General features: G+C 56.7%; 27 protein-coding genes, 1 tRNA gene and 1 pseudogene. 13 read left to right on the top strand and 16 right to left on the bottom strand.

Translation table 11 applies throughout. From position 1 onward, the window contains the following. Positions 1-43: 43 nt before the first annotated feature. Entirely contained in the window at positions 44-526 is a 483-nt protein-coding gene (locus AC1MEK_RS13675) for a MarR family winged helix-turn-helix transcriptional regulator (protein WP_480396818.1), read from the top strand. 166 nt (positions 527-692) lie between these two features. Next, on the top strand, positions 693-878 hold the full coding sequence (locus tag AC1MEK_RS13670; protein WP_480396817.1) for a hypothetical protein: 186 nt from the start codon (positions 693-695) through the stop codon (positions 876-878). A gap of 18 nt (positions 879-896) precedes the next feature. Here the strand turns inward: AC1MEK_RS13670 and AC1MEK_RS13665 are convergent, their stop codons facing one another. From AC1MEK_RS13665 to AC1MEK_RS13620, 10 genes are all read right to left on the bottom strand, one after another. Then, on the bottom strand, positions 897-1,109 hold the full coding sequence (locus AC1MEK_RS13665; protein WP_480396816.1) for a DUF2934 domain-containing protein: 213 nt from the start codon (positions 1,107-1,109) through the stop codon (positions 897-899). Between the two features lie 222 nt (positions 1,110-1,331). Then, entirely contained in the window at positions 1,332-1,679 is a 348-nt protein-coding gene (locus AC1MEK_RS13660; protein ID WP_480396815.1) for a glycine zipper domain-containing protein, read from the bottom strand. A 255-nt stretch (positions 1,680-1,934) separates the two neighbouring features. Continuing rightward, positions 1,935-2,135: a hypothetical protein gene (locus tag AC1MEK_RS13655; protein ID WP_480396814.1), complete on the bottom strand. Its 201-nt coding sequence runs from the start codon at positions 2,133-2,135 to the stop codon at positions 1,935-1,937. Positions 2,136-2,274: 139 nt separating this feature from the next. After that, positions 2,275-2,484 carry a hypothetical protein gene (locus AC1MEK_RS13650; protein WP_480396813.1) on the bottom strand — a complete coding sequence of 70 codons (210 nt, stop codon included), beginning with the start codon at positions 2,482-2,484 and terminating at the stop codon, positions 2,275-2,277. Further along, positions 2,456-2,830, bottom strand: a complete 375-nt coding sequence (locus tag AC1MEK_RS13645) for an HWE histidine kinase domain-containing protein (RefSeq protein ID WP_480396812.1) — start codon at positions 2,828-2,830, stop codon at positions 2,456-2,458. Before AC1MEK_RS13645 ends, AC1MEK_RS13650 begins: the two co-directional genes overlap by 29 nt. Positions 2,831-2,838: 8 nt before the next feature. Then, on the bottom strand, positions 2,839-3,300 hold the full coding sequence (locus AC1MEK_RS13640) for a PAS domain-containing protein (protein WP_480396811.1): 462 nt from the start codon (positions 3,298-3,300) through the stop codon (positions 2,839-2,841). Between the two features lie 168 nt (positions 3,301-3,468). Continuing rightward, positions 3,469-3,840 carry a DUF6021 family protein gene (locus tag AC1MEK_RS13635; RefSeq protein WP_480396810.1) on the bottom strand — a complete coding sequence of 124 codons (372 nt, stop codon included), beginning with the start codon at positions 3,838-3,840 and terminating at the stop codon, positions 3,469-3,471. A gap of 292 nt (positions 3,841-4,132) precedes the next feature. After that, the gene (locus AC1MEK_RS13630; protein WP_480396809.1) at positions 4,133-6,562 is read right to left on the bottom strand and encodes a TonB-dependent siderophore receptor; all 2,430 of its coding nucleotides are present in this window, start codon (positions 6,560-6,562) and stop codon (positions 4,133-4,135) included. Positions 6,563-6,652: 90 nt separating this feature from the next. Next, entirely contained in the window at positions 6,653-7,615 is a 963-nt protein-coding gene (locus AC1MEK_RS13625) for a FecR domain-containing protein (protein ID WP_480396808.1), read from the bottom strand. After that, positions 7,612-8,160 carry a sigma-70 family RNA polymerase sigma factor gene (locus AC1MEK_RS13620; RefSeq protein WP_480396807.1) on the bottom strand — a complete coding sequence of 183 codons (549 nt, stop codon included), beginning with the start codon at positions 8,158-8,160 and terminating at the stop codon, positions 7,612-7,614. The genes AC1MEK_RS13625 and AC1MEK_RS13620 overlap by 4 nt, the downstream gene beginning before the upstream one ends. Before the next feature lie 166 nt (positions 8,161-8,326). Between AC1MEK_RS13620 and AC1MEK_RS13615 the strand changes: the two genes are divergently transcribed. Beyond that, positions 8,327-8,836, top strand: coding sequence for a ProQ/FinO family protein (locus AC1MEK_RS13615; protein WP_480396806.1), 510 nt, complete (start codon positions 8,327-8,329; stop codon positions 8,834-8,836). Positions 8,837-9,060: 224 nt separating this feature from the next. Next, positions 9,061-10,806, top strand: a complete 1,746-nt coding sequence (locus tag AC1MEK_RS13610) for an MOSC domain-containing protein (protein WP_480396805.1) — start codon at positions 9,061-9,063, stop codon at positions 10,804-10,806. Between the two features lie 172 nt (positions 10,807-10,978). On the opposite strand, the gene AC1MEK_RS13605 is transcribed toward AC1MEK_RS13610, so the two are convergent. The 3 genes from AC1MEK_RS13605 to AC1MEK_RS13595 all read right to left on the bottom strand — a co-directional run bounded on the left by AC1MEK_RS13605 (position 10,979) and on the right by AC1MEK_RS13595 (position 14,372). Further along, the gene (locus AC1MEK_RS13605; RefSeq protein WP_480396804.1) at positions 10,979-11,848 is read right to left on the bottom strand and encodes a glycine betaine ABC transporter substrate-binding protein; all 870 of its coding nucleotides are present in this window, start codon (positions 11,846-11,848) and stop codon (positions 10,979-10,981) included. Between the two features lie 225 nt (positions 11,849-12,073). Further along, positions 12,074-13,075, bottom strand: a complete 1,002-nt coding sequence (locus AC1MEK_RS13600; RefSeq protein WP_480396803.1) for a GlxA family transcriptional regulator — start codon at positions 13,073-13,075, stop codon at positions 12,074-12,076. Positions 13,076-13,139: 64 nt separating this feature from the next. Further along, positions 13,140-14,372, bottom strand: coding sequence for an aromatic ring-hydroxylating oxygenase subunit alpha (locus AC1MEK_RS13595; protein WP_480396802.1), 1,233 nt, complete (start codon positions 14,370-14,372; stop codon positions 13,140-13,142). 223 nt (positions 14,373-14,595) lie between these two features. Between AC1MEK_RS13595 and AC1MEK_RS13590 the strand changes: the two genes are divergently transcribed. The 9 genes and pseudogenes from AC1MEK_RS13590 to AC1MEK_RS13550 form a co-directional block, all read left to right on the top strand. Next, positions 14,596-15,573 (top strand): LysR substrate-binding domain-containing protein, encoded by a 978-nt coding sequence (locus AC1MEK_RS13590; protein WP_480396801.1) that lies wholly within the window; start codon positions 14,596-14,598, stop codon positions 15,571-15,573. A 321-nt stretch (positions 15,574-15,894) separates the two neighbouring features. Then, a complete protein-coding gene (locus AC1MEK_RS13585) occupies positions 15,895-17,391 on the top strand; it encodes an aldehyde dehydrogenase (protein WP_480396800.1) in 1,497 nt (498 codons plus the stop codon). Between the two features lie 4 nt (positions 17,392-17,395). Continuing rightward, positions 17,396-18,289 (top strand): dihydrodipicolinate synthase family protein, encoded by an 894-nt coding sequence (locus AC1MEK_RS13580; protein ID WP_480396799.1) that lies wholly within the window; start codon positions 17,396-17,398, stop codon positions 18,287-18,289. 17 nt (positions 18,290-18,306) lie between these two features. Continuing rightward, entirely contained in the window at positions 18,307-19,632 is a 1,326-nt protein-coding gene (locus tag AC1MEK_RS13575) for an NAD(P)/FAD-dependent oxidoreductase (protein ID WP_480396798.1), read from the top strand. Positions 19,633-19,760: 128 nt separating this feature from the next. After that, positions 19,761-20,612: a glycine betaine ABC transporter substrate-binding protein gene (locus AC1MEK_RS13570; RefSeq protein ID WP_480396797.1), complete on the top strand. Its 852-nt coding sequence runs from the start codon at positions 19,761-19,763 to the stop codon at positions 20,610-20,612. A 75-nt stretch (positions 20,613-20,687) separates the two neighbouring features. Beyond that, positions 20,688-21,803 carry a quaternary amine ABC transporter ATP-binding protein gene (locus AC1MEK_RS13565; RefSeq protein WP_480396796.1) on the top strand — a complete coding sequence of 372 codons (1,116 nt, stop codon included), beginning with the start codon at positions 20,688-20,690 and terminating at the stop codon, positions 21,801-21,803. Further along, positions 21,800-22,648, top strand: a complete 849-nt coding sequence (locus AC1MEK_RS13560) for an ABC transporter permease (protein WP_480396795.1) — start codon at positions 21,800-21,802, stop codon at positions 22,646-22,648. The genes AC1MEK_RS13565 and AC1MEK_RS13560 overlap by 4 nt, the downstream gene beginning before the upstream one ends. Continuing rightward, entirely contained in the window at positions 22,645-23,487 is an 843-nt protein-coding gene (locus AC1MEK_RS13555) for an ABC transporter permease (RefSeq protein ID WP_480396794.1), read from the top strand. The genes AC1MEK_RS13560 and AC1MEK_RS13555 overlap by 4 nt, the downstream gene beginning before the upstream one ends. A gap of 210 nt (positions 23,488-23,697) precedes the next feature. Next, positions 23,698-23,862, top strand: a pseudogene (locus AC1MEK_RS13550) (tyrosine-type recombinase/integrase); the annotation flags it as partial. A gap of 72 nt (positions 23,863-23,934) precedes the next feature. On the opposite strand, the gene AC1MEK_RS13545 reads toward AC1MEK_RS13550, so the two are convergent. From AC1MEK_RS13545 to ihfA, 3 genes are all read right to left on the bottom strand, one after another. Next, a tRNA-Pro gene (locus AC1MEK_RS13545) sits at positions 23,935-24,011 on the bottom strand. 90 nt (positions 24,012-24,101) lie between these two features. Then, complete coding sequence (locus AC1MEK_RS13540) at positions 24,102-24,458, bottom strand: MerR family transcriptional regulator (protein WP_480396793.1); 357 nt, start codon at positions 24,456-24,458, stop codon at positions 24,102-24,104. Continuing rightward, positions 24,439-24,741 carry an integration host factor subunit alpha gene (ihfA, locus tag AC1MEK_RS13535; RefSeq protein ID WP_002553164.1) on the bottom strand — a complete coding sequence of 101 codons (303 nt, stop codon included), beginning with the start codon at positions 24,739-24,741 and terminating at the stop codon, positions 24,439-24,441. The genes AC1MEK_RS13540 and ihfA overlap by 20 nt, the downstream gene beginning before the upstream one ends. Positions 24,742-24,744 lie beyond the last annotated feature (3 nt).

Genomic DNA, 24,744 nt, shown 5'->3' with positions numbered 1-24,744 from the left:
CAGGCATAATTCGGCCTGTCCACGCCCAGCGAGTAACCCGGCCTTGAAACCCTGTTCAGACTTCACCCCGCTGCCCAGCAGTTGCGCCAATGGCTCGGTACGCCGGGCCTCCCGGCGCCTGGGGCAGATCTACGATGAAGCCTTCGTCGAATGCGGCCTGAAAGCCACCCAGTATTCGCTGCTGTCGCATATCGCCCGCAGCGGCCAGCCGAAGATGCGTGAGCTGGCCCAGGCGCTGGTCATGGACCTGTCGGCCCTGGGTCACACCCTAAAACCGCTGGTGCGCGACGGCCTGGTCGACCTGAAAGTGGACGGCCACGACCGCCGCTGCCGCCGTGTGATGCTGACCGCGGCGGGCCAGCAGAAGTATGAAGAGGCGCGCAAGGTGTCCGAGCGTGTGTCGCAGATCTTCGACCAAACCTTCGGCGTGGAAGAAACCCTGAAATTGCGCCAAGCCATGGATTTCATTGCCTCAGAAGGTTTTGCCCGCTCGCTGCTTGAGCAATTGCAGGCGAACGAGGTTTGAAACTGCGCGACATCCTGCAGTATCGCCAGACCCCTGCGTAGAAATACGCATGCAGCAGGTGGATCCAAAGTGATATCATAATAACGTCACATTGTCTGACATCGTACCTTTCTGCCTGCACTATTCCGCACAGCCCTGAATTGGCGCCGCGCGGGTGGAGTTATTCATGTTTTTGGCTTTAAGAGCGATCTTTGGCACCCACACGCCAAACGTCGTCGAACAACAATCATTCGAAGCACACAAGCCCTCCTCTACACCTGACTCACACAAGCCTCGGCGGGATCGCGAAGCCCAGAAGCTCTGGCAGGAATGGCTGGAGGATGATGAATGGCGGATGGGCAAACCGGACTAAGCGCCCACTCGACGAGGATCACGCGCCCTTTTTTGGTCCGGATCCGCTGCCCGGCACAGGAAACAATGTATCGACTCTGTGCCGCGAGCTCGTGCGCACCGGGGCCATGGCGGCCGACTCTGCCAGCTTGGTCGCCATGTCCCAATGCCGGGCCTCCTGCCCTTCAGGCTTGCCTTCGGTTTCCCAGATCAGTTGCGCGAGTTGACGGACGGCCTCCTCGTCGACATTCATGCCTGTTCCCCCATGACTTGCGTGCACAGCCGACCACAATGCCAACGCTGTGCCATCCCCCTTATTCCTGATCACCACAGGTTCGAGGTATTCACCTCTGCGATAAGGGTACGCGACCGTTCTGGCAGAACTGTGAACCTGCCTGAAGCAAGGCGCGAACCGTCCCCCTGCACTTCTGCGCATCGTCGTGATGCCTCGACGGCGTATCACGCTTGCCTGCCTTCAGCGCGGACCGCGAATGAACAGCATGCTGATGATCAGCCCCACGCCCGCCGCCGCTCCAACGGCGGCCCAGGGGTTGGCCTTGACGAAGTTCTGCGTGTCTTCCATCACCCGGGTCAACGGTGGGACCTGCGCCCTAAGTGGCGTGTCCAGCGCCACCTCAAGCTCGGCCCCCTCGAGAAACTCGGCCAACCGCTCGCGCGCCTGCGCGGTCCGGTCTTCATGCAACGCATCACCCGCCGCCAGCAACGCATTGGTCTCTTCGAGAAATGCATTCAATTGGGCACGGGTCTTCTGGTACAGGTCTTCGTTTAACGTTTCGGCGACGTTATTAAGCATCTGGGTCATGGCATACACCGGATCAGGGCTGTTGAAACCGGTTGACCAAGCGTTCACAGAATTCGTTCAGCAGTAAATCCAAGAAAATATGCCAATTGAGAAAATGTTTTACGGTGGGCTTTTTCCCTCAGCGGTTCAGATGACGACGGTCGATGCGAACCTGATCCTGAGCCGCTTTCTGCAGCCGAAAACGATGCACATCCCGTCCAGAACGCTCAGGAATGGATACGTCTGATTCCTGAACATGCTCGCAGTAACCGCAGCTCAGGAGACCGCCAGCGCGTCTGCGGCCCTCTCGATGGCAATAACCGCGTGTGCAACGTCATTTGAGTCATAGACGATGTCGTTGAGCATCGACTCGATAGCCGTTTGACGGAGGACGTCCAGATCGACGCCCTGATCCTGCGCAGACAGCAGCACGGCCTTGAGCGCCATCTTTAATGACTTTTCGGTGTTTTCTCTCATGCTATTGTCCGGTTCATGAATGACGGTCGGCGCGAGAAGCTGACACGCGCAGCCCCATGCGTCGGCGTGCAAGCAACAAGCGTAGGCTATGGACGGCATAAAATCCTGAGCCTTGAGAAGGCAACTACCGATGCAGCCTTCATTTTGACAACGGCAACCTCAGCTCCAACTGCAGGCCCGTCGCGTACCAGGTCTTGACCACCGCCCCGCCTGCCGATGAGACGATCCGGTCGATCAGCTGCGAGCCAAACCCCTGTTTTGATGGCGGACCATCGATGACAGGCCCGCCGGATTCTCGCCATCTGATCTCAAGCCACTGGTCACCGGTTTCCCAGCCGATCTCGATCATGCCTCCTGGCGTGCTGAGCGCTCCATGCTTGGCAGAATTGGTCGCAGATTCGTTGCAGGAACAACGCCAACGTATTGGAAAGCTCGACATCCAGAAACTGCTCGGCACCGACCACCTGGCACTGCTCTCCGAAGGGGCGCAGCACTGAATCGGCCAAGGCGTGAAGATCGAGTTTTTCGAGACCGGATCGGGTGAGCACTGCGTCAGACGCTCGGGACAACGCACCGAGCTTCTCGGTCATGATCCTGCCGATCTGGCTGGGATCACCTGCGGCACGCGCCTCTCTGTCGGCGATCATCACCAGAGCATTCGTGACAGTAAAAACGTTCTTGATCCTGTGCTGCATTTCAAAGGTCAGGATCTGCTCCCGAGCCAGTGAATCTTCCAGCTTTTTTCAAGAAGTGTCTTCTCAGTAACATCCCGCGAAACGCATACGATCGAGTCGACATCGCCATTCGGGCCCAGGACGGGCGTTAGCAAATTATCCCAGAATGTCACGACTCCAGAACCTTCGCTGTACCCCGAAAACCGTGAGGGAGCTCCACCGGCTGCCGCTGCCAGCGCCTGATAAGCGATTTCATGGACTGGCTGGGGTAAACGGGGAATCCAGGCGATACCGCTGATTTCCGATTGCTTCAAACCCAGCGCATGACTCCCCGACTTGCTGAGCGCGATCAACCTTCCCTCGGGTGTCAACACCTTGATGCAGTCAGGTGATGCATCAAGCATTGCCTGATGCAGATCGGAAGATGGATGCGACTCGGCAGCACGGCTTTGCGTGGTTGACTGGCTGTCTATCGAGCTTTCTTCTTGCATGAATCGCCTCTTGCATTGGCCTAGACAGTCAAGGGGCAGATTAAGGTGATGCCGTGGAAGTTACAACTCTGGTACAAGAGGCCGACTGACTTGCAGCGCGCCACGAAACGAACGCATCTGATTTCGTGGCGCTGACCAGCGATGCGCCAAAAGAATCGCAGTCCAGCCCTACTCGGGCATTTTGTCACCGCTCTCCTTGCCCGGAACCGCTTCGCGGGACACGGGGTCGTTGCTTGTCCTGGCAGGATGCAACGGATCTACCTGCGGGTCGCTGACGTCGGGCGAGTCAGGATCAAACCCCAGGTCCTTATCAACGTTGCCATCGGTGTTGGCAGTGCCGTTTTCACGAGGGACCTGTGAGTCCTGATCCGAGCCCGGATTGCCAGGCGGCGGATTCCAATCCGCGGGGCGACCGCCAGTGCCCTGCTTCGGCTCAGAGGGGGCCTGTTCCAGACCCGAGCCATGCCCCTCGCCCGTATCAGGTTTCTTCTCATCCGGGCCGGGATATGCAGCGTGTGGCCCATTGTTGTCGATGCTCATGTCGTTCTCCCGAGTGAGGCGCAGAATCTGCGCGCATACCTGTGGGAAAAGCGGCTTGCCCGGTCGTGCAGTGAGATCGACGAGTGGCCATAAAACAGCTTCGACAGTTGCCGAGGCGGACTGATAGGCGCTCGCGAGCTTGATCGCTTCGCTGACGTAGACATGAACCCGTCGATGCGAGGGCTGGCCCGGTGCTGGATGAGGTCGTGGCGTTCATTCGTGGTCAGGATCTGGTGTCGGAAACGTCTAATGACCGATGAAGCGCTGACGCAATGATTGACGAGGGCTCGAGTCAGAAATCGTACCGCACGTTCATCATCAGATTACGCGGCGCTCCGTAGTGCCCGTAACTGCCCGAGAATCCTGCGTAATATTTCTCGTCCAGCACATTGTTGAGATTCACCGTCGTCGAGAGATGATCGGTCAGACGATAACGCGCCATCAGGTTGACCACGGTGTAATCGTCCTGCCCCACGCGGCTGTTGTAGCGGCTGAAATACAGCGAATTGCTGGAGTTCCAGCTGGCGCCACCGCCCACCGTCAAGCGATTCCACTCGCCGGGCATTTCATAGGTGCTCCACAAACGAAAAGTGTCGAGCGGCAATTGCGTGGTCAGCCGCTCACCGTCGGCGTCTTCGGTGCGAGAATGGCTGAAGCTGGTCTGCAACTGCCAGCCCGGGGTCAACTCACCGGCCAGTTCCAGGTCGATACCTTTGGTCTTGGCACCGCTCACCGCCTTGTAAGCATCGTCATCCGTGCCGGGCACCGTGAAGCCTGCGTCGAGCTCGGCGACGTTGTCGCGCTTGATCAGGTAAGCCGCCACGCTGGCGTTGAGTCGGCCATCGTAGAACGCGCCCTTCCAGCCCAGTTCATAGTTTTTGCCCACCACTGGGTCGAGCACCTTGCCGGTGCGATCCTGGCCCGACTGCGGCTTGAAGATGTCGGTGTAGCTGACGTAGACCGACTGCTCAGGCGTCAGGTCGTAGACCACGCCGGCGTAGGGCGTGACCACGCCACGCTCGGTCATGCTGTAGTCCAGCACGTACCCCGAGGCGATGCTTTTGGAGTAGTAGTGGTAACGGTAGTTGCTGGCCCGAGCGCCGAGAATCAGGTGCAGGCTGTCGGTGAAATTCAGCCGCGTGGCGGCGAAGTAACCGCTTTGCTGGGTGTCCACGTCGTAGTCGAGCGATGGTGCGAAAGTGTCTTTGTCAGGCTTGGGCAGCTCGTTGTTCCAATTGTCGAAATCCACCTGCACGGTCGGCCCGGTCAGCGCGTAATGGTGGTTGACGTAGTCGAGGTAGTTGCCACCGAAAATCAGCTCGTGGGTTTGCCCGAACAGTTCGAAGGGGCCCTGTAGCGTGACATCTACCGCCTTCTGCCGCTGATTGGCTTCTGAGGAGGATTGGCTGATGTTCGCGATGTTAGCGGGCGTGATATAGGAGGCGCCCGTCGAGCTCTGGTAGAACCCGGTGCGCGTGTCTCGATCGACCTCCATGTAGGTCGTTGCCAGCTTCAATTGCCAATCGTTGGCCAACTGGTGCTCGATGCCGAGGGTGTAGTTGTTGGTGTCGAAGCGATCCGAGTTCCAGCGCGCACCGGAGCTGGTGGAACGGGAAAAATCAGTCTGCTGGCCGTTGGTGTAAAGCAAGGGCACGCCCTGCGCCCCCGTAGGCCGGTAGCGCTGATGATCAATACTGAAACGCGCAACGGTGTCCTCGCTCAGATCAGCTTCGAGCACCCCGTACACAATGTCGCGATCCTGCTCGTACCAGTCCATGAAGGTGTTGTTCAGTTGCTTGGCCGCCACCATGCGCCCGCGTACGTTGCCGGTGTCCGTCAATGGGCCGGAGACATCCGCCTCCAGGCGCTTGTAATCCCATGACCCGACACCGCCCTGTACGTGAGCCTGAAAATCCCGGGTGGGCCGTTTGCGTATCACGTTGACGACGCCGCTGGGGTCTCCGGCGCCGGTCATCAGGCCGGTGGCTCCCCGCACGACCTCTACCCGGTCATAGATCGCCATGTCCATCAGGGTACTGGGCATGGTACGCGTCTGGTTTTCCTGGTAGGTGGTGACGCCGTCGTACTGATACGTATTGATGGCGCTGCCGCGCGAGTAAATGTTGAAACGCTCGCCGCCATCCTGAGACATCGTGACGCCCGGCGTCTGGTTCAACACCTCGGAGATGCTCTGCAGATGCTGATCGTCCATGCGCTGGCGAGTGACGACACTGATGGTCTGTGGTGTTTCGCGGATCGACAGGTTCATCTTGGTCGCGGTGCTGGTCGAGCCGGTGGTGTAGGAGCCTGTGCCCTCAGTCGTTTCACCCAGCACGTAGCCCGACACGGACGTGGCGCCCAGTTCCATGGCGCCGTGGGACGGGGCCACCGTCAGCAGGTACACACCGCTGGCTTGCGGCAGCGCCTGCAGGCCGCTACCCGCCAGCAACACGGCAAAGCCCGCGTCAACGCTGTACTGGCCGAAAAGTCCGGCTGACTGCCGCCCCTGGGTCAATGCCGCGTCGAAGCTTAGCGCCACACCTGAAGCGCTGGCGAAGCGGCTCAAGGTTTCGGTCAGCGAACCGGCGGCGATGCTGTAGCTGCGACTTTCACCGACGCTGGTGGACGACGCCAGTGAGCAGGCAGGCCAGGCAATACCCGCTCCCAGCGTCAGATGGATGGCCAAGGCCAGTGCGGTATGCGGTCGTTGGGTAAAACTCACGGTTCCCTCCCCGAGAACACTCGTTGATCACGTTCGGGAGGTAGGCCGAATGAGGCGCACAAAAAGTGCAAAGTGCAGCCCACTATTTTTTCAGCGCTGTGCGGTGCGGGCCGCCACGGTCACCCAGTAGCGGGTACGGCTGATGATCTCGACCGGGAAAGCAGCCTGCAGCGCCAGCAGCGCGTGGTCAGTGTTGTCGATGGGGAATGCGCCTGAAACTTTCATTCCAGCCACTTGCGGGTCGCATCGAAGGATACCCGGGCGATACCGCGACAAACGCTCCAGCAAGCTCGCCAAGGGTTCATCGATCGCAATAAGGCTGCCCTGCTCCCAGGCCGCCACACTGGCATCGGTCGCACGGATCGGCTCAATGCCGCCGGGCCCGAATCGAGCCTGCTGACCGGCATCGAGTCTGATGCCTGGCCCGGAGCCGACAGTCAACTGCACGGCCTTTTCGAGCACCGCCACATTGCTGCCACGGTCATCCACGCTGACGGTAAAGCGGGTGCCCAGCGCCAGCACTCGACCATGGCGCGTCTGAACCATGAAGGGCCGCCGCTGCGGATCTGCCGCAGTCGTCACCAGCACCTCGCCGCCTCGCACGGTCAACAAGCGCTGGCGGGCGTCGAATTGCACATCCACCGACGTGTCGGTATCGAGCATCAGCCGGGTGCCATCTGCCAGCTGGATGGCTCGCCGTTCTCCCACCCCGCTGCGATAGTCGGCCATCCATTCCCGGCGCACATCACTGCGCCAGACACCTGAGCTCAGCGCACCGGCACCGCACAGCCAGGCGAGCCCGTAGAGCACGTGACGTCGAGATCGCGAGACACCCAGCAGCGTTGATGACGCCACGCGTTGTGGCATGTTTCCCATCGACTGGCTGACGCTCTGCATGCGCGCCCAAGCCCATTGATGCACATCGGCAACGTCGTGCCACTGCTGCCATTGCTGACGCTGCGTGTGACTCGCTTCACCCGAGGCCAACAACGCGTACCAGCGCGCCGCTTCCCGGATCGCCTCACGCTGCGCCGCGCCTGGTTGGTCGCTCATTCGGCCCATTCCAACTGCATCAGGCAACAGTGCTCCATCGCCTTGGCCATGTGGTTGTTGACGGTTCGAACCGAAAGCGAGAGCCGCTCGGCGATTTGCCGATAGGTCAGCCCATCGAGCTGAGACAGGATGAACACCTGCCGCACCTTGTTGCCGAGCCCTGTCAGCATCCGGTCGACCTCAAGCAAGGCTTCAAACAGGATGGCTTGTTGCTCCAGACTCGGTGTTTCGGAGGGCGGCAGGCTGGCCAATGTGTCCAGATACACCTGTTCCAGAGAGCGGCGCCGGAACAGGTCGACCATCAAACCTCTGGCGACCGTCGACAGGTACTGCCTGGGCTCGCGGATATCCTGGGCGTTGCTCGCCCGGAGCAGTTTGACGAAGGTGTCCTGGGTGACATCTGCCGCATCGCTGTGGCACCCCATGCGTCTGCGCAACCAGGTTTGAAGCCAGGAATGGTGTTCAACGTACAGCTTGCCAACAGCGTTATGCGAGACAGATAGCACAGCAGTAAAGCCCGACGACCAGATGGGAATGGATTGCATTATTATTTAGTAACACCTGTCAGGCAACAAAACTCTTCGCGTGCCGCTTCAGACAATGGTCGACGTACAGACAAGATCGATGGCGCGTTATGGTTTCTGCTGCCACCGAGGGCTGCATGGCATATCCTTGGGCCACGCAATCAACCTCCAGGCAGTGAATTGAACGATGGGTTTTGAACAACTAGCTGAGTTACGTGACCGCCTTCGCGCTGAAAAAGCGCCGGCAAAGACCGACAAAGCGATACCTCCCAAACGAAAGCCTTCCCCGCCGGCAAAACCTCGAAATCAGGACCCGGCAGTGGAGGCGATCTGGCCACTGCAAAAGCACTTTCCGCAGGCTTTCCCCGTCAATCCGGCACCGAAGGTGCCTCTCAAAGAGGGCATTCTCAAGGACGCTGAACAACATCTTGAGCTGCTCGGCCTGACCCTCGAGCAGCTCAAGCTGGGCATCTCGACCTGGTGCCAGGGAACCCGGTACTGGAAAAGCATGGTGGAAAATGCCCAGCGCCTGGACTTGAACGGTCAACCGGTCGGCGTCGTGACTGCATCTCAGGCACTTCATGCAAAACGGCAGGCTTCACGGCGACATCAGCAAGTCCGACGCGATCGCGCAACGCCACAAGCCAGTGCCCCTGCACCCACTGTCGATGCTGCGGTGCCGCCACCAAAGGGCTGAGGTCGCCGGTGCTCAGCGAACGGCTGACCGTCTATTGAGCACTCAGCCGGGGGAGCCGCTTGCGTCTGGTGTCAAGGTGTCGTATTTCGACGACAGTTCGACGCAAGCAGACTGTCGCCGCCCCGACGAACTTGCCAGGATCAGATACCTGACTGCACCTGCACCGTTCGGACTGGCTTCTTGCGCAAGCCCGTCATGAAGCGTGCCTTCCAAGGATTTTCACAATGGCCCACGTCGTTTCGCTGCACCGCTATCCCATCAAAGGATTCCAGGGCGAAACGCTGGATCGCGTATTGCTGATCTGCGGGGAAGGCGTGCCGGGTGACCGCGCTGCCGGCATCACTCGAGGTGCAGTCGCAAAGAATGCAGCGCCATTCCACCAGCTTACGACTAATGAGAACCTCGTGCATTTTCATCCCGGCGACCACGCAGGTCGATTGACGCTGCGTGCTCGGGACGCGGACGACGGCGACGATCTATTGAATGACTGCGCACGTCTGCGTGAGTGTTTTGGTGAGCAGGCATCCGTCATTCACCGAGCGGATCGCTTGGGGCATTGGGACTTCGATGATTCGATGCTGTCGATCATCAACCTTGCGACGGTCAGGGTTCTGTCGCAGAGGTTGGGCGTGTCGGTAGACCCCATGCGCTTTCGCGGCAACATCTATATTGAAGCTGAGCCGTTCTCGGAGTTCGACTGGCTCGGTCGGGGCGTTCGGTTTGGCGAGGCCTGTCTATCCATCATCCGACCGATCAAACGTTGCAGGGCCACTTCTGTGAACCCCGAAACGGGCGATGTCGACATGAACACCCCTGCGCAGCTGAATCGCCACTTCGGACACATGTATTGCGGTGTGTACGCGCAGGTCGAGCGCGCAGGCACACTGTTTCCAGGCAATCATGTGGCCGCAACCGACGAGCGCTTCCCCGCCAAATTGAGGGTGGCAACCACTGTTCCGAAGGCTCCGCCGATGGTCTCCTGGCCTCGTCCCGCCAGGCTGGTTGAGGTGATCGAGGAAGCAGCTGGTATTCGCTCGCTGTGGCTGGAAGATCCACTCGCCTCGCTGGGTTCGCTTGAACAGATAAAGGCTGGCCAACACGTCGCTCTCCATGGACTTACCACTTCTGGTGTGTGGCGGCGCTATACGATCTCGGGACGGGATGGCGACCGCTTGAGGATTACCGTCAAGCGTGAAGCCGGCGCAGGGTCTCAAGCGATTCATGGGCTTGAGGTTGGGCGGCTGATAAGCATGAGCGGGCCATTCGGCCCAGAGACTCTGGATGTCGATAGCCCGGCCATTCTCGTCTTGAGCGCAGGTATCGGTATCACACCCACCATCACCAAGCTGGCAGCACTCGCAGACGGCGAGTATCAGAAACCTGTGAAGGTTGTGCACAGCGTTCGCTTCAGCCATGAACTGGCCCTCTGGGACGAAGTGGTAGCCATCACTTCACGACTGAGCCATTGCTCCACCTCATTGCATGTCACTCGAGACGCCGTTGGGGTGAAGAACGCCGCCACAAGCCGCCCGGACATCATTGAGCTGATTGCCGAAGCTGCGCGGATGAACGCCGCTATTCACGTCTGTGGCCCCGAACGATTCCAGGCAGAGGTATTGGCCGCTGCGACCGAGGCCGGCGTTGCAGAACACCTGTACATGGACAGTTTCGTTACCCCCGACAGCGCTGTAGAGATGCGAGCGATCCCGCAGAGCGGGCCATTCAATGTGACCTTCAAACGATCAGGGGTCTCGGCCAAGTGGCAGCCTCAGGACGGGCCCTTGTTGAGCTTCGCCGAGTCGAAAGGCCTGGTGATACCGGCCCACTGCCGCGCAGGGTTATGCCAGACGTGTGAGTGTGTTCTGGTGGAAGGTGACATCTTCTCCCTTGCCGAACCTTCTCGGGCCAGAAAGGGGCATGCGCTCTTGTGTGCTGCAGTCCCTGAGAGCGACGTGATCCTGGATTGTTGAAGGCCGCGACATCCGGATCAAACGTTCAAACACCGCCACCAGCAATGAGGGTTGAGTGATTCACAACAAGCGCGATGGGATCGAGCAGGCTTCATATCAGCAGACAAACAGAAAGGCCAGCTGGGCGCTGGCCTGTCCTACCTTCATCGCACGGAAATGCCGAAAGATTGAGTCACTGAAGCATGGCCGCGAATTCTGCTTTGTTTTTTTGGTAATACGCCTCGACCACTGCATCAACACCTTTGTCCCTCGCCTCATTCATCATGTTCTGCAGATCATCTTGCTTGAGTTTGTAGTGACGGAAGAAATTGGCGACTTTGGGATTCTCTTCAGCGAAACCTTTGCGGGCAACGACATGGATGTCCTCAGGCCCGCCGTAGATGCCTTTGGGGTCATCCAGGTAGCGTAGACCAGTCAGCTTGGCGAACATCCAGTGCGGGCTCCAGGCATTGATCGCCGACCACTCGCCACGTTTGGTTCTACGATCTGCTTCTGTGATCATGCCCGTCTCAGAAGAAGCTACGAGCTTCCACCCGTCGAGGCCATATTCCTTGATCGCCTGCTGCCCCAGCTTGTACTGGCCGTTGCCGACCTCCGAGGTCAGCAACTGACTGCCGAATTTTTCTTTCATACCGGGCTTGGCCAGATCGCTGATGCTTTTGATGTCATCCGACACGAGCGCCGGCACTGCAATACCCACCTTGCCCTGGTATTCGATGCCAAGATCGTCAACCTTGTCTTTGTACTTCTTCCAAAGTTCGCCGTGGGAGGTCGGAAGCCAGACCATTGGCACGATATCGATTTTGCCAGCCGAGAGCGCTTCAAACTGGATAGTGATGGCTGCCTGCTGCAGTTTCACTTCCTGGTTGGCCTCTTTTTCCAAGATGACCTTGGCAAGCTTCGCGGCAATCTCTGCGTCGGCCCAGTTAACCCAGCCGATCTTTACTGGCTCAGCTGCCTGAGCAAAAACGCTAATAGTGGCCAAAGCCAGTCCTGCAAGCCAGCCGCTGACTCCCCGTTGGTTTATGTGAAATCTCTGCATGGGTAACCCCTCATTTTTATCGTTCGATTTCTTATGGGCAGACAAAGCGCATCCGGATCGTGTGGTTCAGCGGGACGTGCTCTGAGAAGAGGTTACCGCTTGGGAATCAAGGCGTATAACGAGTTTTACGAGCGGCTAGTGATGAGGTGGGCTCATCGAAGACGAGGCCGATGAGCAGCGCCCGTTGCGCGTTTCGCACCAGGTTCACCCTCCGAATTATTCAGGTTAAACCTCGTACCTGACCTCTTTCGACGGAGGATGGCCTACGAGTGCCAGATAGCAACGGCTGAAGTGACTGGCCGAGACGAAACCACAGGCTAGCGCGACATCTACCATCTTCATCTTGGAGTTTTGAATAAGACGTTGGGCAGCCGAGACCCGCAGATGCAGGTAATGCTTCTGAGGTGTGGTGTTGAGTTCTTCCTTGAACAGTCGCTGGATTTGCCGAGTGGACAGGCCAACTGAAGCAGCGAGTTGAGTGGGCTCCAGAGGCTCCTCAAGGTTGGCCTCCATCAGCATCACGACATTTCGCACAGGGGAACTGATCGGCTGCTTTTCCAGCGGGACAACCTGGGAAAAGCGCGACTGGTCGTAATCCAGGAGCGCGACTACTCCATCTGCTAGAGCCTCGTCGAATGCCGCCGACAGCCACCTCACCATCATTTGAAACGCCCCAGCAGGAGTAGCTGCTGTGAGCCGGTCTCGATCACAGACCGCAATCTCTTGAGTCACGCTGGCATTTGGAGATTGCTCAGCCAAAGCAACTCGTTGCTCGGAATGTATCGCGCAACGGTATCCGTCCAACAAGCCCGATTTACCCAGATACCAAGCGCCATTCCAAATGCCACCCAAGGCGACGGGAAATCGTGCAAGCCGCTGCAGCAAACTGGCGAGCCAAGGAGAAACCATCCTGGGTGTGCGCAAACCACCGCAGACAATCATCAAATCCAAACTCGAGATTCGGATGTCTGTGAGGGGAGTATCAGGCCTGATGGGGATCGCGAGATCACTCATCACCTCAGACTCAGTTCGGCTGAAGATCTGCACTCTCACTGATCCTGGCCGGACGAGGTTTGCGGTGGCCAAGACGTCGAGCGATTGGGAAAAACAGGTTAACGAAAAATTTTCCAGCAAGAGAAAACCTATGTTGAAAGGTTTTCGATGCAGTCCGCTGGGCATTTCGGAGGCACGCTGTGATCTGCCAGCTGCAAGGGAAGCGTTACTCATGATCGGCCTTGAGAGTTTGAACTGGCATGGAACGGAGGGTAACGACCCTCCGTTCGCTCAGGCATCAACTGGTGACGATCAACGACGAGTCCTTTAGGCGATCCATCATGAGCTCGGTGTACCAATCAACGAATTGGCACACACCAATCTCGATCAACGGCGAGTATGGCCCTGGAGTGTAAGCGGGAGATGTCACTCCCACTTGGGCACCTTCGACCAGACGGCGGTCTTGATCATTGGTCGCCATCCACACCTTTGTGAGGCGCTCAATGTCGTAGTCGACCCCTTCCTGGGCGTCTTTCGGTACAAGCCATTTTGTGGTGACGACTGTCTCACCTGGGCCAATCGGCAGGACACGGAAGCTGAGCGCGTGGTCGCCCAAAAAATGGTTCCAAGTAGACGGATAGTTGAAGTACAGCAACGCTCCAACGTTATCCACGCCACTACGATCCAGCCGCCTCGCTACAGCAGGCTTTCCGTCCATGGTGTAGCTACTCGCGCCGTTCGTGAGCGGGATGCGGGTCATGCGAAACTGCCCCGCCGGATCCATGATCAAGCGACTGGCCAATCCACCCGCTTCACACGTATCCCAGTACGCCGCCAGTTCCGGATTCTCTGGCCCACCCACTCCCTGAACCGAAGGATCCTCGATGTAGGAGTTAAGCAGTTCCGGGTGCGTACCATCACAGTGGTAACACTCACGGTTGTTTTCGAAGACCAGCTTCCAATTGCCTTTTTCCACAAGGTTCGCTTCAAAGGCTACCTTGCAGTCCTCAAGGTAATGGGGGCCGATGAAAGGAGAAACAGCGCTTCTGAACTTCTCGAAGTCGGGAGCGGTTTTGGCTACACAGACGTAGATATAGCTGTGCACCACCTCGCAGTGAGCGGGTGTTAGCTCATGATCCGCTGGATTGAAATCAGGGCCCATGTTGCCTGCGTAAAGGAGCTTGCCATCCAGCTCAAAAGTCCATTTATGATAGGGACAAACAAGCTTTGCCACTTTGCCCTTTTCTTCGGTGCAAACCTTCGAGCCACGGTGCCTGCAGGCGTTGTGAAATGCACGGATGTTACCGTCCTTACCTCTTATAACAACTATAGGGTAGTCCCCGATTTGCAGCGTTAGGTACTGACCAGTTTTCTCAATCTCAAAAGTATGGCCAGCAAAGATCCATTCGCGATGCCAGATATTTTCAAGATCCTGACGATAAACTTCAGCGTCGGAATAAACGGCACCTGGAAGGCCGTGCTGTGCTTTTCTTTGTTTTAACAGGTCATATACCACGGTCTTAGCGTGCATCTTATTTTTGACTCCTAGCGTCAAGCATTCTGCAATAGGTGTAGCCGCCAGCACAGAGGACATTCAGAGCCTGTTTTTCACGTGCTTCTACACGCTGGATAAATCAGATACTCTGCCGCAGCGGATGCGTGACGCATCCTCCCGCCGTTCTGGGAACAGTGTAGGAGCAGCCTAAGAGCTTCTAGAACCGACATTTTCGATGAGCTACTGATGAGATCTCGTAATGGTTAAACCCACAGACCCCGATCAAAACCTCATCAAACTCCCGTCTTTGCGGGCAGTAAAAGCCTTCGTTGCAGCCGCCAGGTACCAGAATTTCACTCGTGCAGCGGAAGCCCTTTGCGTCACGCAGGGAGCTATCAGTCGCCAAATACGCGAGCTGGAAGACCACCTGGGCACAGAACTCTTCAAGCGAGCAGGGCGCGCCGTGGAGCTCACGGCCACAGGGTCGGTGTTCTACGACGTCGTCCAGCTTTCATTCACAAGTATCGGCCAGGTCGCCGAGCGAATTCGCAGCAATAGCAGCGCTAAGCACGTCGTAACGCTGTGCTGCTCTCACGCCTTCGCCAATTTCTGGCTGGCACCACGCCTCCCCGATTTTTTCGAGAAGCATCCGGAAATCGACCTCAACCTGGTGGTGACCCAAAACTTCCTTACAATGGAAAGCGGTGTCCATCCCGACATGATCATCTGCAAGCTGATGAAGAGCCACGATGGCTACCATAGCCAACCGCTTATGTGCGATGTGATCTATCCAGTCTGCACACCCCAATATCTCCAGGCCCATCCAGAGCTTCATTCAATTGAAGAGCTTCGTGATGCGGCGCTTCTCAACCTCAGCCCTTTCGGACGCTCCCAAGTGGCAGAGCATGTGGACTGGAACCTGTGGCTGGCATGCCACAACATCGACTTGAAAGGTCGTGCCAGCGACGCCCCGCACTTCTTCAACGCCAACGACTACAACCTATTGATTCAGCTAGCACTAAGTCATCAAGGCGTAGCGCTGGGCTGGCATTATCTGGTTGCCCCGCTGCTGGAGAAGGGGTTGCTCGTCAAACCCGTTGAAGAGCAGTTGGTGCATCAGGACACGCTGCACTATCTGAATTTCAACGAGGACAAAGCGCGCGATTCGAGCTGCTGCACCCTGCGGGACTGGCTTCTTCACCAATTCAGCCATGAAATGGGCATCAGGAAACCATGAGCCCAGCTCATCAGTAGACTCGCATAAAAGTCGTTTTTTAGATTTCTCTGCCCCCCTTATCCTTCACCTCGACAGCTGAGAAGCACTCGTCGGGGTGACTCAAAGCATCTTTCTTTCGCCATGCGGAGAATCCCCTTCTATATAAGGACTGGGGACACAACAATAAAATTTCGCGTGCTGCATCCGTATCAAAAGCATTTAGTTTTTTGATATCAGCTTCGATCTTTATTGTTCCACTGCCAACTTATTCAGCTCTGTAGCTGCGTGCGGCCTATTACGCCCAAACGTCCAGCATGCAATGTATTTGATTGGGAAAATATTATGACGCAACTCAAGACGCATGAAGAATATCTCGCTATTGCCAAGGCTATTGTTTTCCCGGCTAAGGCATTGATTAACGGTGAAGAGCGTTTGGCAGTTTCGGGGGCTACTTTCACCACGGTTAATCCTGCCAATGGTGAAGTGTTGGCAGAAATCGCCGCGTGCTCCGCTGAGGACGTGAATAGTGCCGTGGTCGCAGCTCGCGAGGCCTTCGATGATGGCCGCTGGTCAAAGTTGCACCCTTCAGCTCGCAAGCAAGCACTGCTGAAGCTCGCGAGCCTTATCGAGGCTAACTCAGCAGAGCTGGCTGTGATGGAGAGCCTTGATAGCGGGAAGACCATCTTCGACTGCGTCACTGTCGACGTCCCTGAAACCATCAATTGCCTGAAATGGCATGCCGAATCCGCCGACAAAATTTACGACCAGGTTTCTCCGGCTTCTGACGCGCATATGGCCTTGGTGATTCGAGAGCCAGCCGGTGTCGTCGGCTTGGTGCTGCCGTGGAACTTCCCGCTTCTGATGCTCGCCTGGAAGATCGGCCCAGCACTGGCTGCGGGATGCACGCTGGTGGTCAAGCCTGCCGAAGAAACGTCCTTGACCGCTCTGCGAGTCGCGCAACTGGCGGTCGAGGCTGGCATTCCAGCCGGCGTCTTCAACGTCGTTACCGGGGGCGGCGCAGAGGTCGGAGAGCCCATTGGCCGCCACCCTGATATCGATGTCGTTTCCTTCACCGGCTCGACAGAAACGGGTCGTCGCTTCCTGAAGTACTCCTCGGAGAGCAACCTCAAAGAAGTCACCTTGGAAATGGGTGGAAAAAACCCCTGCATCGTTCTGGATGACATCAGCGATTTCCAAGGCGTGGCCTCACACATCGTCAACGGCTCCTTCTGGAACATGGGCGAGAACTGCTCCGCGATCTCAAGGCTGATCGTGCATGAAGCCGTCAAAGCACCTCTGCTGGAGGAGATCTACAAGCTGGCGAGCGAATGGCACGTCGGTGAACCACTGGATCCCCAACACCGTATCGGCCCACTTGTATCGACTGAGCACTTCAGCAAAGTCAGTTCTTACCTCGGTAACGGCGACAAAGTGCTGTACGGCGGCGAGACCAGCAAAGGTCGCTACGTGCATCCCACCATCATTGAAGTTACGAGCAACGACGCTCGGCCAGCCAAGGAAGAAATCTTTGGCCCTGTACTCAGCGTAATCACAGTCAGCAGCCTGAAAGAGGCTGTGGCCATCGCCAACGATACCGAGTACGGACTCGCGGCATCTGTCTTCACCGACAACGCGAAACGCGCTGTACGTGCTGCACGAGCGCTCCGGGCTGGGACGGTCACTGTTAACTCTTTCGGCGAAGGTGACATCACCACCCCGTTCGGCGGCTTCAAGCAGTCAGGCTTCGGTGGCCGAGACAACTCGATCCACGCTCACGATCAGTACACCCAACTGAAAACAATCTGGCTGGATCTGTCCGGCGACGAAGAAGAGGTTTGATTCAATGTCCGCATTCGCTTTCTCCGGCATCAACCTGGCAATCACTACTCCGTTCGACGCGCAGGGGAAGATTGACTACGCCCGTTTCGAGGCGTTGATCGAGCGTTATATCGCTGCAGGTGTGAATGGCTTTGTACTCAGCTCGGGTACCGGCATGCATGTTTACCTGAGCAAGGAAGAATCGAAGGAATTGGTGTCAGTCGGCGCCAAAGCGATTGGCGGTCGGGCTCGTGTGATCGTTCAAACTTCCGCTCTTCTGGCGGATGAGGTCATCGAGCGTACTCGCCATGCTGCTGAACATGGGGCTGACGGCGTGATGGTGCTGCCGCCCTTTTTCGAAGGGCCGACAGACGATCAAGACATCATCAACTTCTATTCGACTGTGTCTGAGGCCGGTTTGCCGATCATTGGCTACAACGTCCCTCAAGCCGTCGGGATCGAGGTCACGCCTGCACTGTTTGAACAACTGAGCAAGATCCCGAACTTTGCGTCGGTTAAAGACAGCAGCGGCGATCTCGCGGCGCAAGCATCGTTGATCCGTACCGGCCTGCCGACCATGAACGGTGCAGACCCTCTGGTTCCCTACGCACTGTTTGCCGGCGCCGCTGGCCTGATCTGGGGCGGCGCGAATATGGCCCCCAAAGCCTGCGTTGCTGTAGTCAAGGCTGCTCAGCAACAGGATTGGGCACGCGCTCGTGAAATCTGGCGCGCACTGGAGCCGGTCATGTCGCTCATCTGGCAAGGCGACTACGTGCAATCCGTTTACGCGGGTGCAGAGATCGCAGGCTACGGCGCAGGCGCACCTCGCCGTCCACTGTCTCGACTGAGCCAGGACAAGCTCGGCGCACTCAAGGCTGCTCTGGAGCCACTGATCGCGTTCGAGTCAGACCTCGCCTGACGAGATGGAGAGCACTCATGTACGTCGCTAAGAAATTTCCCAAAAACAATAGCCTGTCTGCATGGGTCGCCCTGCTGCCTCGCCGCACCCCAAAACCAGCGCTAGCCGGCGCCGAGACAGTAGATGTCGCTGTAATTGGCGCAGGCTTTGCCGGCCTGTCTGCAGCCAGACGCTTGTCGCAATTGGACAGCAACTTGAAGGTTGCAGTGCTGGAAGCTGGTCTCGTGGGTGAAGGTGCCACTGGACGAAACTCAGGTTTCATCATTGACCTACCTCATGAAGTCAGCTCGGAGGACTTCGGTGATACTTCGACCGAGCGTGCCAAGCGCGACATCACCCTCTACCGCTCCGCAATAAGCCTCGCCACTGACATGGCCCAAGAGCTCGGCTGGGGTCGAGAGGTTCTTGATCCCTGTGGACGATACAGCGTGGCGATCAGCGAAAAAGGTGATGCGCACATCAAGACCTACGCTAAGCAACTCGCAGGCTTGGGTGAGGCTCACGAAATTCTTGATGCCAACGGTATCTTCGCGGTGACCGGCAGCAAAATTTACACCTCTGGCCTCTACATGCCTGGGACTGTGATGGTGCAGCCCGCCGCCTATATCCGGGCAGTAGCCGACAGTCTGAAAGCTCCAGTCAAGCTGTATGAAAACTCGCCTGTACTTTCTTTTGAGAAGCAGTCGGGTGGCTGGCTGCTGAAAACCAAAACAGGTTCGGTATCTGCCAAACGGATCATCCTCGCAACCAATGGGCACGCTCAGAGCTTCGGATTGTTCCCGAACCAGTTGCTGCATGTTTTCACCTATGCATCGATGACCGAGCCTTTCGATCCGAAGCGGTTGAGTGGTAAACGCGATTGGGCTGCTACCCCGGCACTGCCAATGGGCACGACGGTTAGGCGGGTCAGCGGCGAAGATGGAGATCGGCTGTTGATCCGTTCGCGATACTCCTACCACGCAGGCTTGGAAATCAGCGACGGTGATGTTCAAAGCGCCGGGCGAGTGCACGACGGAAAATTTGCAGACCGCTTTCCAGGCCTTGCCGGCGTGAGGATGCAGTACCGCTGGGGTGGGCCGATGGCGCTTACCTGGAACAGCGTCCCACTGTTTGGCGAGATCGAGCCAGGTCTGTTTTCCGCATGTGCCTGCAACGGCCTGGGCGCATCCAAATCAAGTGCCGCAGGCATCGCTGCCGCAGAGGCCGCAATGAATCAGAAGTCGGTGTTAGTCGACATTCTTTCCAAGTATGACGCACCCAAAAAGCTCCCGCCGCAGCCATTTCTCAGTATGGGTGCCAAAGCCGATCTGAAGCTACGTGAGTGGCGCGCTGGACGAGAGTGATTCGAAATTAAATAGCCTGCCAATCAGTCGTTAAAAGTTTTCAGCAACATCGCTTTAGCGGTAACAACCATAACAACACCCGCTGCGTGCCTGACAGGGCATCAACTTACCTTCGCTGAGGAAAAACTATGAAGACAATCTGGAAAGCGTTTATTGCTCTTGTGATGATGGCCGCCATCATCCTACCGCTGCAGGCAGAAGAAAAATCGATCACGATGGGGACTATGGCATGGGAAGACATGTCTCCTATGGCATTGATAACAAAAAAAGCACTTGAAGATCAGGGCTTCACTGTAAAACTCACTGAATTTTCCGAGTGGGGTATTGCTTATGCCGCTTTGACCAAGGGTGATATTCAGCTGTTGGTATCCCAGGTTAACTATCTGGCTCAAGACTACTGGAACAAAAGCAAGAACAAGCTTGAGCGAATTTCCCCTGTATCGGACGGCCTATACCAAGGTATTGCTGTACCCAAATACGTCACTGCCAACACAATTGAAGAGCTTAATGCCAACGCTGACAAATTCGGCGGAAAGATCATCGGCATCGAGCCAGGCTCAGGCCTGATGCGTGACGCTACCAAAGCTGTGAAGGACTACGATCTGAAGCTGCAGTTGATCGAGGGTAGCTCGGCGGCTATGACGGCTGCGCTGAAGTCGGCGATTGACCGCAAGGAATGGATTGCCGTTACGCTCTGGGATCCGTCTTGGATGTCGATGAAGTTTGATGTCAAATACCTGACCGACTCCAAAGGTGTATTTCCACCTTCGCAATCCTACTACTGGATCGCACAGAAAGGATTCTCGGAAAAAAACCCTCAAGCTCGTGAGGCTGTAGCCAGCATCTTTATTCCAATTGCAGATATTCGCGCTATCAATGGCGACATACGTGACGGAAAATCTGTAAATGAGTCTGTAGATGCATGGGTCGCTAAAAATAAAGACCTGATGGCGCGCTGGGAAAACAACAAGAAAAATTGATTCAGCCAGATTGGCATTTATCAAGCTGCCGAACATTCAATGAGCCTGGCTTTATAAAGCTTCAATGGGATTGCTATGACTACTCCAAATTCAAACGTGAACGAAGTGCTGGTGAGCTGTCAGTCAGTATGGAAAATATTCGGCGATAACTCCTCTGCCGCAATGAAAGCAGTCGTCGAAAAAGGCCATAGTAAGAAGCAGATTCTCCAGGACTACAGTTGCGTTGTAGGTGTGTCGGACGTAAACCTTGAGGTTCGCCGTGGTGAGATCTTTTGCATCATGGGATTGTCTGGCAGCGGTAAATCAACGCTGATTCGGCTATTGAACAAACTCATCACTCCGAGCTCCGGCAAGGTCATGGTCAAAGGACGTGACCTCTCAAGCCTCAACGCGAAGGACTTGCGAACCGTCCGAGCTCGGGACATCGGAATGGTGTTCCAGAGCGTTGCGCTCTTACCCAACCGCACAGTCTTGGAGAACACCGCATTTGGTCTGGAAGTACAAGGTGTGCCGAAATCTGAGCGGCTCAAAACTGCTCAGGAAGCGTTAGCCAAGGTCGGCCTGAGTGAGTGGGTTCATCGCTATCCAAGCGAGCTCTCTGGGGGGATGCAACAGCGCGTCGGCCTGGCTCGCGCGCTTGCCGCAGACCCAGAAGTGATCCTCATGGACGAGCCGTTCAGTGCGCTCGATCCGCTGATTCGCCGACAACTCCAGGATGAATTCCGACAGCTAACCAAAGAGCTGGGCAAGTCAGCAGTCTTCATCACCCATGACCTGGAGGAAGCCATCAGAATCGGTGATCGCATCGCGATCATGAAGGACGGTGTGATCATTCAGGTAGGTACGGCAGAAGAGATCGTGCTCAACCCAGCGGACGACTACGTGGAAGAGTTCGTCGCGGGCATTTCGCGGTTGCATCTGATCAAGGCTCACTCTGTGATGACCCCAGTGCAAACTTTTGTGGCCGGCAACTCCGGACTCGACCTTTCGAAGCTCGCAAAGGCCTCACCGGATGCTGATATCAATCAGCTCATTGAACTCGCCATGAAATCGAACAGAGATGCTGTTGCAGTGGCTGACAACGGCACGGTAATAGGCGTGATTACGTTGCGAGACCTGCTCCGTGGCGTACAGGGGATCCCCAACGAGTTTCTCTCTCCTTTGGCATCCCAGTTGGAGACAGCGGTATGAACACGCCAGACTTTTCCGAAGGCTTCGACGGAGCCGTAAACACGGCTCTTGAATGGCTTTCAGACCAAGGCTCGTTTGTCTTCGACGCGATCAATGAGTGGCTGACCGGAATCTATAAAGCCATCTTGTGGTGCGTTGCAACGCCTCCGCACTATGCGCTGATTGTCGTACTGGCAGCCATGGGATGGAAGATGGTCGGAACGAGGTTCGCAGTGGCTACAGCTGTTGCGCTCGCATTCACGGACTTCATGGGGCTATGGCCAGAAACGGTCAGCACACTCGCGTTGGTGATGAGCTCAACGGTGTTGGCGCTCATAGTCGCAATACCACTCGGGGTCGTTGCAGGTCTGACACCTTCATTTGATCGGGTGGTCGATCCGTTTCTTGATCTGCTTCAAACGATGCCACCTTATATCTACCTCTTGCCGGCGATTGCGCTTCTGGGATATGGGCCTTCGACCGCGCTGTTGGCGACGTTCATCGTCGCGCTGCCACCCGCTATGCGCCTCACATCATTGGGTATTCGGATGACTCCGAAAGAGTTCATTGAGCTAGGTGACGCGAGCGGCGTAAGCGCAATGCAGATGTTTTTCAAGATCCGTTTGCCTTTCGCATTGCCCAGCATCATGGCGGGCATCAACCAAAGCCTGATGATGGCATTTGGGATGGTCGTTATCGCCGGCATCGTCGGATCGGGTGGGCTAGGCGAAGCGATCTACGGCGCCATACGAACGCTGGACATCGCCAAATCGATCAATGCATCCATCGCCATCGTAGTGCTTACGCTGATTTTGGATCGATTGGCGCAAGCGATGGCCAAGACACGCACAGGTACAGCCCAATGACTCTGCAATTCTCCCCTGGTCAGTATTTAGCGCCGGCTGTGGACTGGCTTAACACCCATTTGCATGGCTTTTTCAACGCGATCAGCGTCGCCGTTGGGTTTCTGCTCAGTTGGGTGGAGAAGGCGTTGTTAGCCCCACCCCCCTATTTGTTCATCGCTATAGTCGTGGCGGTGGCGGTGATCTGGATCAACAAAAAGGTCGCAGTTTTCGCGCTTGCGATGTTGGCGTTCTGCCTGTGCTCCGGGCTATGGGTTGCGTCCATGCAGACCATCGCGCTGGTGTGCGTGGCAGTGCTGATTTCTGTTTCGATTGCCTTCCCCCTGGGAGTCCTCGCTGCCCGCGTGAAAAAGGTTGATGACGTCATTCTTCCGATCCTCAACATCATGCAAACAGTGCCACCGTGGGTCTACCTGATTCCTGCTGTGATGCTGTTCAGCCTCGGGCGGGTTCCGGCGATCATCGCCACCATTGTGTACGGCATTCCTCCGATGCTCAGGCTCACGTCATTAGCATTCAAGCAATTACCGAAAGACTTGCTAGAGCTGGGCCAGGCTTCTGGCGCGTCTCCTCGGGATATCATGTTCAAAATCGAGCTGCCGACTGCCGCACCCACGCTATTGGTTGGTTTGAACCAATGCATTCTCATGTCATTGGCCATGGTTGTACTGGCAGGTCTGGTAGGTGCCGGTGGCCTCGGAGCGGAGGTAACACGAGGGTTGTCTCGGATGGAGATGGGGCTGGGGCTGCGTGCAGGCCTTGCCATTGTTGCCATCGCATTGTTGCTGGATCGACTGTCTCGCGGCGTTGTTCAGCGGCACTCTTCGAAAAAGTTGGCCTGAAATCAATTTTTCCCAGGTCCATAGAAACACGTGTGGCGCCCTTGCGAGGTCGCCACCGGGTGCACGCTGAACGGAAACTGACTTCGGATCCCACCACTCGGCTGAGTAAGGTCAATAGCCCCAGCTAACGGGCGTTTCAAGGCTGGCCCCAAAGATATTAGATACCCGTTGCCTGCAAAATGGGTTGGCCTGGATGAAGGCGCGGGTCAGGGCGTATCACTGGAGGACCGGAACGCATCGCTTGGCCACAAGAGCGGCAGCGTCACCCGTCACTGTTCTACCGCAGAGCCTGGACGATTGATTGAGGAAGCGAACAAGGTGCCAGCCACGGATTCGCGAGGACCGGCACTGACGATCTTGAAGAGGAAAACGGGATGCCCCCCCGCAAAAGTCCCCACGCATGAAAAAGCCCAACCTGAAAAGATTGGGCCAAATCATTGAAATATATGGTCGGGACGGAGTGATTCGAACACTCGACCCCTAGCACCCCATGCTAGTGCGCTACCGGACTGCGCTACGCCCCGACTAGGCGTGTATCTGTTTCGCTTCTTGTGAAAGCGTTGAGGAATATACCCTAAGCTTTTGAAACATGGAAGTATTTTGATGAAGCTGCATCAGTTGCGCAGCACCACCAGCACATCTTCCAGTTCGGCAATCATCTGCCGAATCAGCTGCTTGTACTGCAGGGAATCATCCTTGACCTCATCACTGGAAAGTCGCAGACGCGCCCCGCCGATGGTGAAGCCCTGATCGTAGAGGAGCGCGCGGATCTGCCGGATCATCAGCACGTCCTGGCGCTGATAATACCGGCGATTCCCGCGGCGCTTGACCGGGTTGAGCTGAGGAAATTCCTGTTCCCAGTAGCGCAAAACGTGCGGTTTTACCGCGCAGAGCTCACTGACCTCACCAATGGTGAAGTAGCGTTTGCCGGGAATGGGCGGTAGCTCGTCGTTATGACTTGGTTCCAGCATAAGCCTCAACTCGGGCCTTCAGTTTCTGCCCTGGGCGAAAGGTGACCACACGGCGAGCCGTAATCGGAATTTCTTCCCCTGTCTTGGGATTTCGACCCGGTCGCTGGCGTTTATCTCGCAGGTCGAAATTGCCGAATCCGGACAATTTGACCTGCTCGTTATCCTCCAGAGCGTGCCTGATCTCCTCAAAGAACAGCTCAACCAGTTCCTTGGCTTCTCGTTTATTCAGGCCTAGCTCTTCGTACAGACGTTCGGCCATCTCAGCTTTCGTCAGAGCCCCCATACG

The organism is Pseudomonas sp. 2 (assembly GCF_056627435.1).
Note: the sequence above shows the minus strand (reverse complement) of the source record. Positions and strands in the feature narration are given on the sequence as shown.

Coding starts and splice junctions, on each gene's coding strand:
- AC1MEK_RS13670 (WP_480396817.1), top strand. CDS start 693: ATGTTTTTGGCTTTAAGAGCGATCTTTGGCACCCACACGCCAAACGTC.
- AC1MEK_RS13665 (WP_480396816.1), bottom strand. CDS start 1,109: ATGAATGTCGACGAGGAGGCCGTCCGTCAACTCGCGCAACTGATCTGG.
- AC1MEK_RS13660 (WP_480396815.1), bottom strand. CDS start 1,679: ATGACCCAGATGCTTAATAACGTCGCCGAAACGTTAAACGAAGACCTG.
- AC1MEK_RS13655 (WP_480396814.1), bottom strand. CDS start 2,135: ATGAGAGAAAACACCGAAAAGTCATTAAAGATGGCGCTCAAGGCCGTG.
- AC1MEK_RS13650 (WP_480396813.1), bottom strand. CDS start 2,484: ATGATCGAGATCGGCTGGGAAACCGGTGACCAGTGGCTTGAGATCAGA.
- AC1MEK_RS13645 (WP_480396812.1), bottom strand. CDS start 2,830: ATGCAGCACAGGATCAAGAACGTTTTTACTGTCACGAATGCTCTGGTG.
- AC1MEK_RS13640 (WP_480396811.1), bottom strand. CDS start 3,300: ATGCAAGAAGAAAGCTCGATAGACAGCCAGTCAACCACGCAAAGCCGT.
- AC1MEK_RS13635 (WP_480396810.1), bottom strand. CDS start 3,840: ATGAGCATCGACAACAATGGGCCACACGCTGCATATCCCGGCCCGGAT.
- AC1MEK_RS13625 (WP_480396808.1), bottom strand. CDS start 7,615: ATGAGCGACCAACCAGGCGCGGCGCAGCGTGAGGCGATCCGGGAAGCG.
- AC1MEK_RS13620 (WP_480396807.1), bottom strand. CDS start 8,160: ATGCAATCCATTCCCATCTGGTCGTCGGGCTTTACTGCTGTGCTATCT.
- AC1MEK_RS13615 (WP_480396806.1), top strand. CDS start 8,327: ATGGGTTTTGAACAACTAGCTGAGTTACGTGACCGCCTTCGCGCTGAA.
- AC1MEK_RS13610 (WP_480396805.1), top strand. CDS start 9,061: ATGGCCCACGTCGTTTCGCTGCACCGCTATCCCATCAAAGGATTCCAG.
- AC1MEK_RS13605 (WP_480396804.1), bottom strand. CDS start 11,848: ATGCAGAGATTTCACATAAACCAACGGGGAGTCAGCGGCTGGCTTGCA.
- AC1MEK_RS13600 (WP_480396803.1), bottom strand. CDS start 13,075: ATGAGTAACGCTTCCCTTGCAGCTGGCAGATCACAGCGTGCCTCCGAA.
- AC1MEK_RS13595 (WP_480396802.1), bottom strand. CDS start 14,372: ATGCACGCTAAGACCGTGGTATATGACCTGTTAAAACAAAGAAAAGCA.
- AC1MEK_RS13590 (WP_480396801.1), top strand. CDS start 14,596: ATGGTTAAACCCACAGACCCCGATCAAAACCTCATCAAACTCCCGTCT.
- AC1MEK_RS13585 (WP_480396800.1), top strand. CDS start 15,895: ATGACGCAACTCAAGACGCATGAAGAATATCTCGCTATTGCCAAGGCT.
- AC1MEK_RS13580 (WP_480396799.1), top strand. CDS start 17,396: ATGTCCGCATTCGCTTTCTCCGGCATCAACCTGGCAATCACTACTCCG.
- AC1MEK_RS13575 (WP_480396798.1), top strand. CDS start 18,307: ATGTACGTCGCTAAGAAATTTCCCAAAAACAATAGCCTGTCTGCATGG.
- AC1MEK_RS13570 (WP_480396797.1), top strand. CDS start 19,761: ATGAAGACAATCTGGAAAGCGTTTATTGCTCTTGTGATGATGGCCGCC.
- AC1MEK_RS13565 (WP_480396796.1), top strand. CDS start 20,688: ATGACTACTCCAAATTCAAACGTGAACGAAGTGCTGGTGAGCTGTCAG.
- AC1MEK_RS13560 (WP_480396795.1), top strand. CDS start 21,800: ATGAACACGCCAGACTTTTCCGAAGGCTTCGACGGAGCCGTAAACACG.
- AC1MEK_RS13555 (WP_480396794.1), top strand. CDS start 22,645: ATGACTCTGCAATTCTCCCCTGGTCAGTATTTAGCGCCGGCTGTGGAC.
- AC1MEK_RS13540 (WP_480396793.1), bottom strand. CDS start 24,458: ATGCTGGAACCAAGTCATAACGACGAGCTACCGCCCATTCCCGGCAAA.
- ihfA (WP_002553164.1), bottom strand. CDS start 24,741: ATGGGGGCTCTGACGAAAGCTGAGATGGCCGAACGTCTGTACGAAGAG.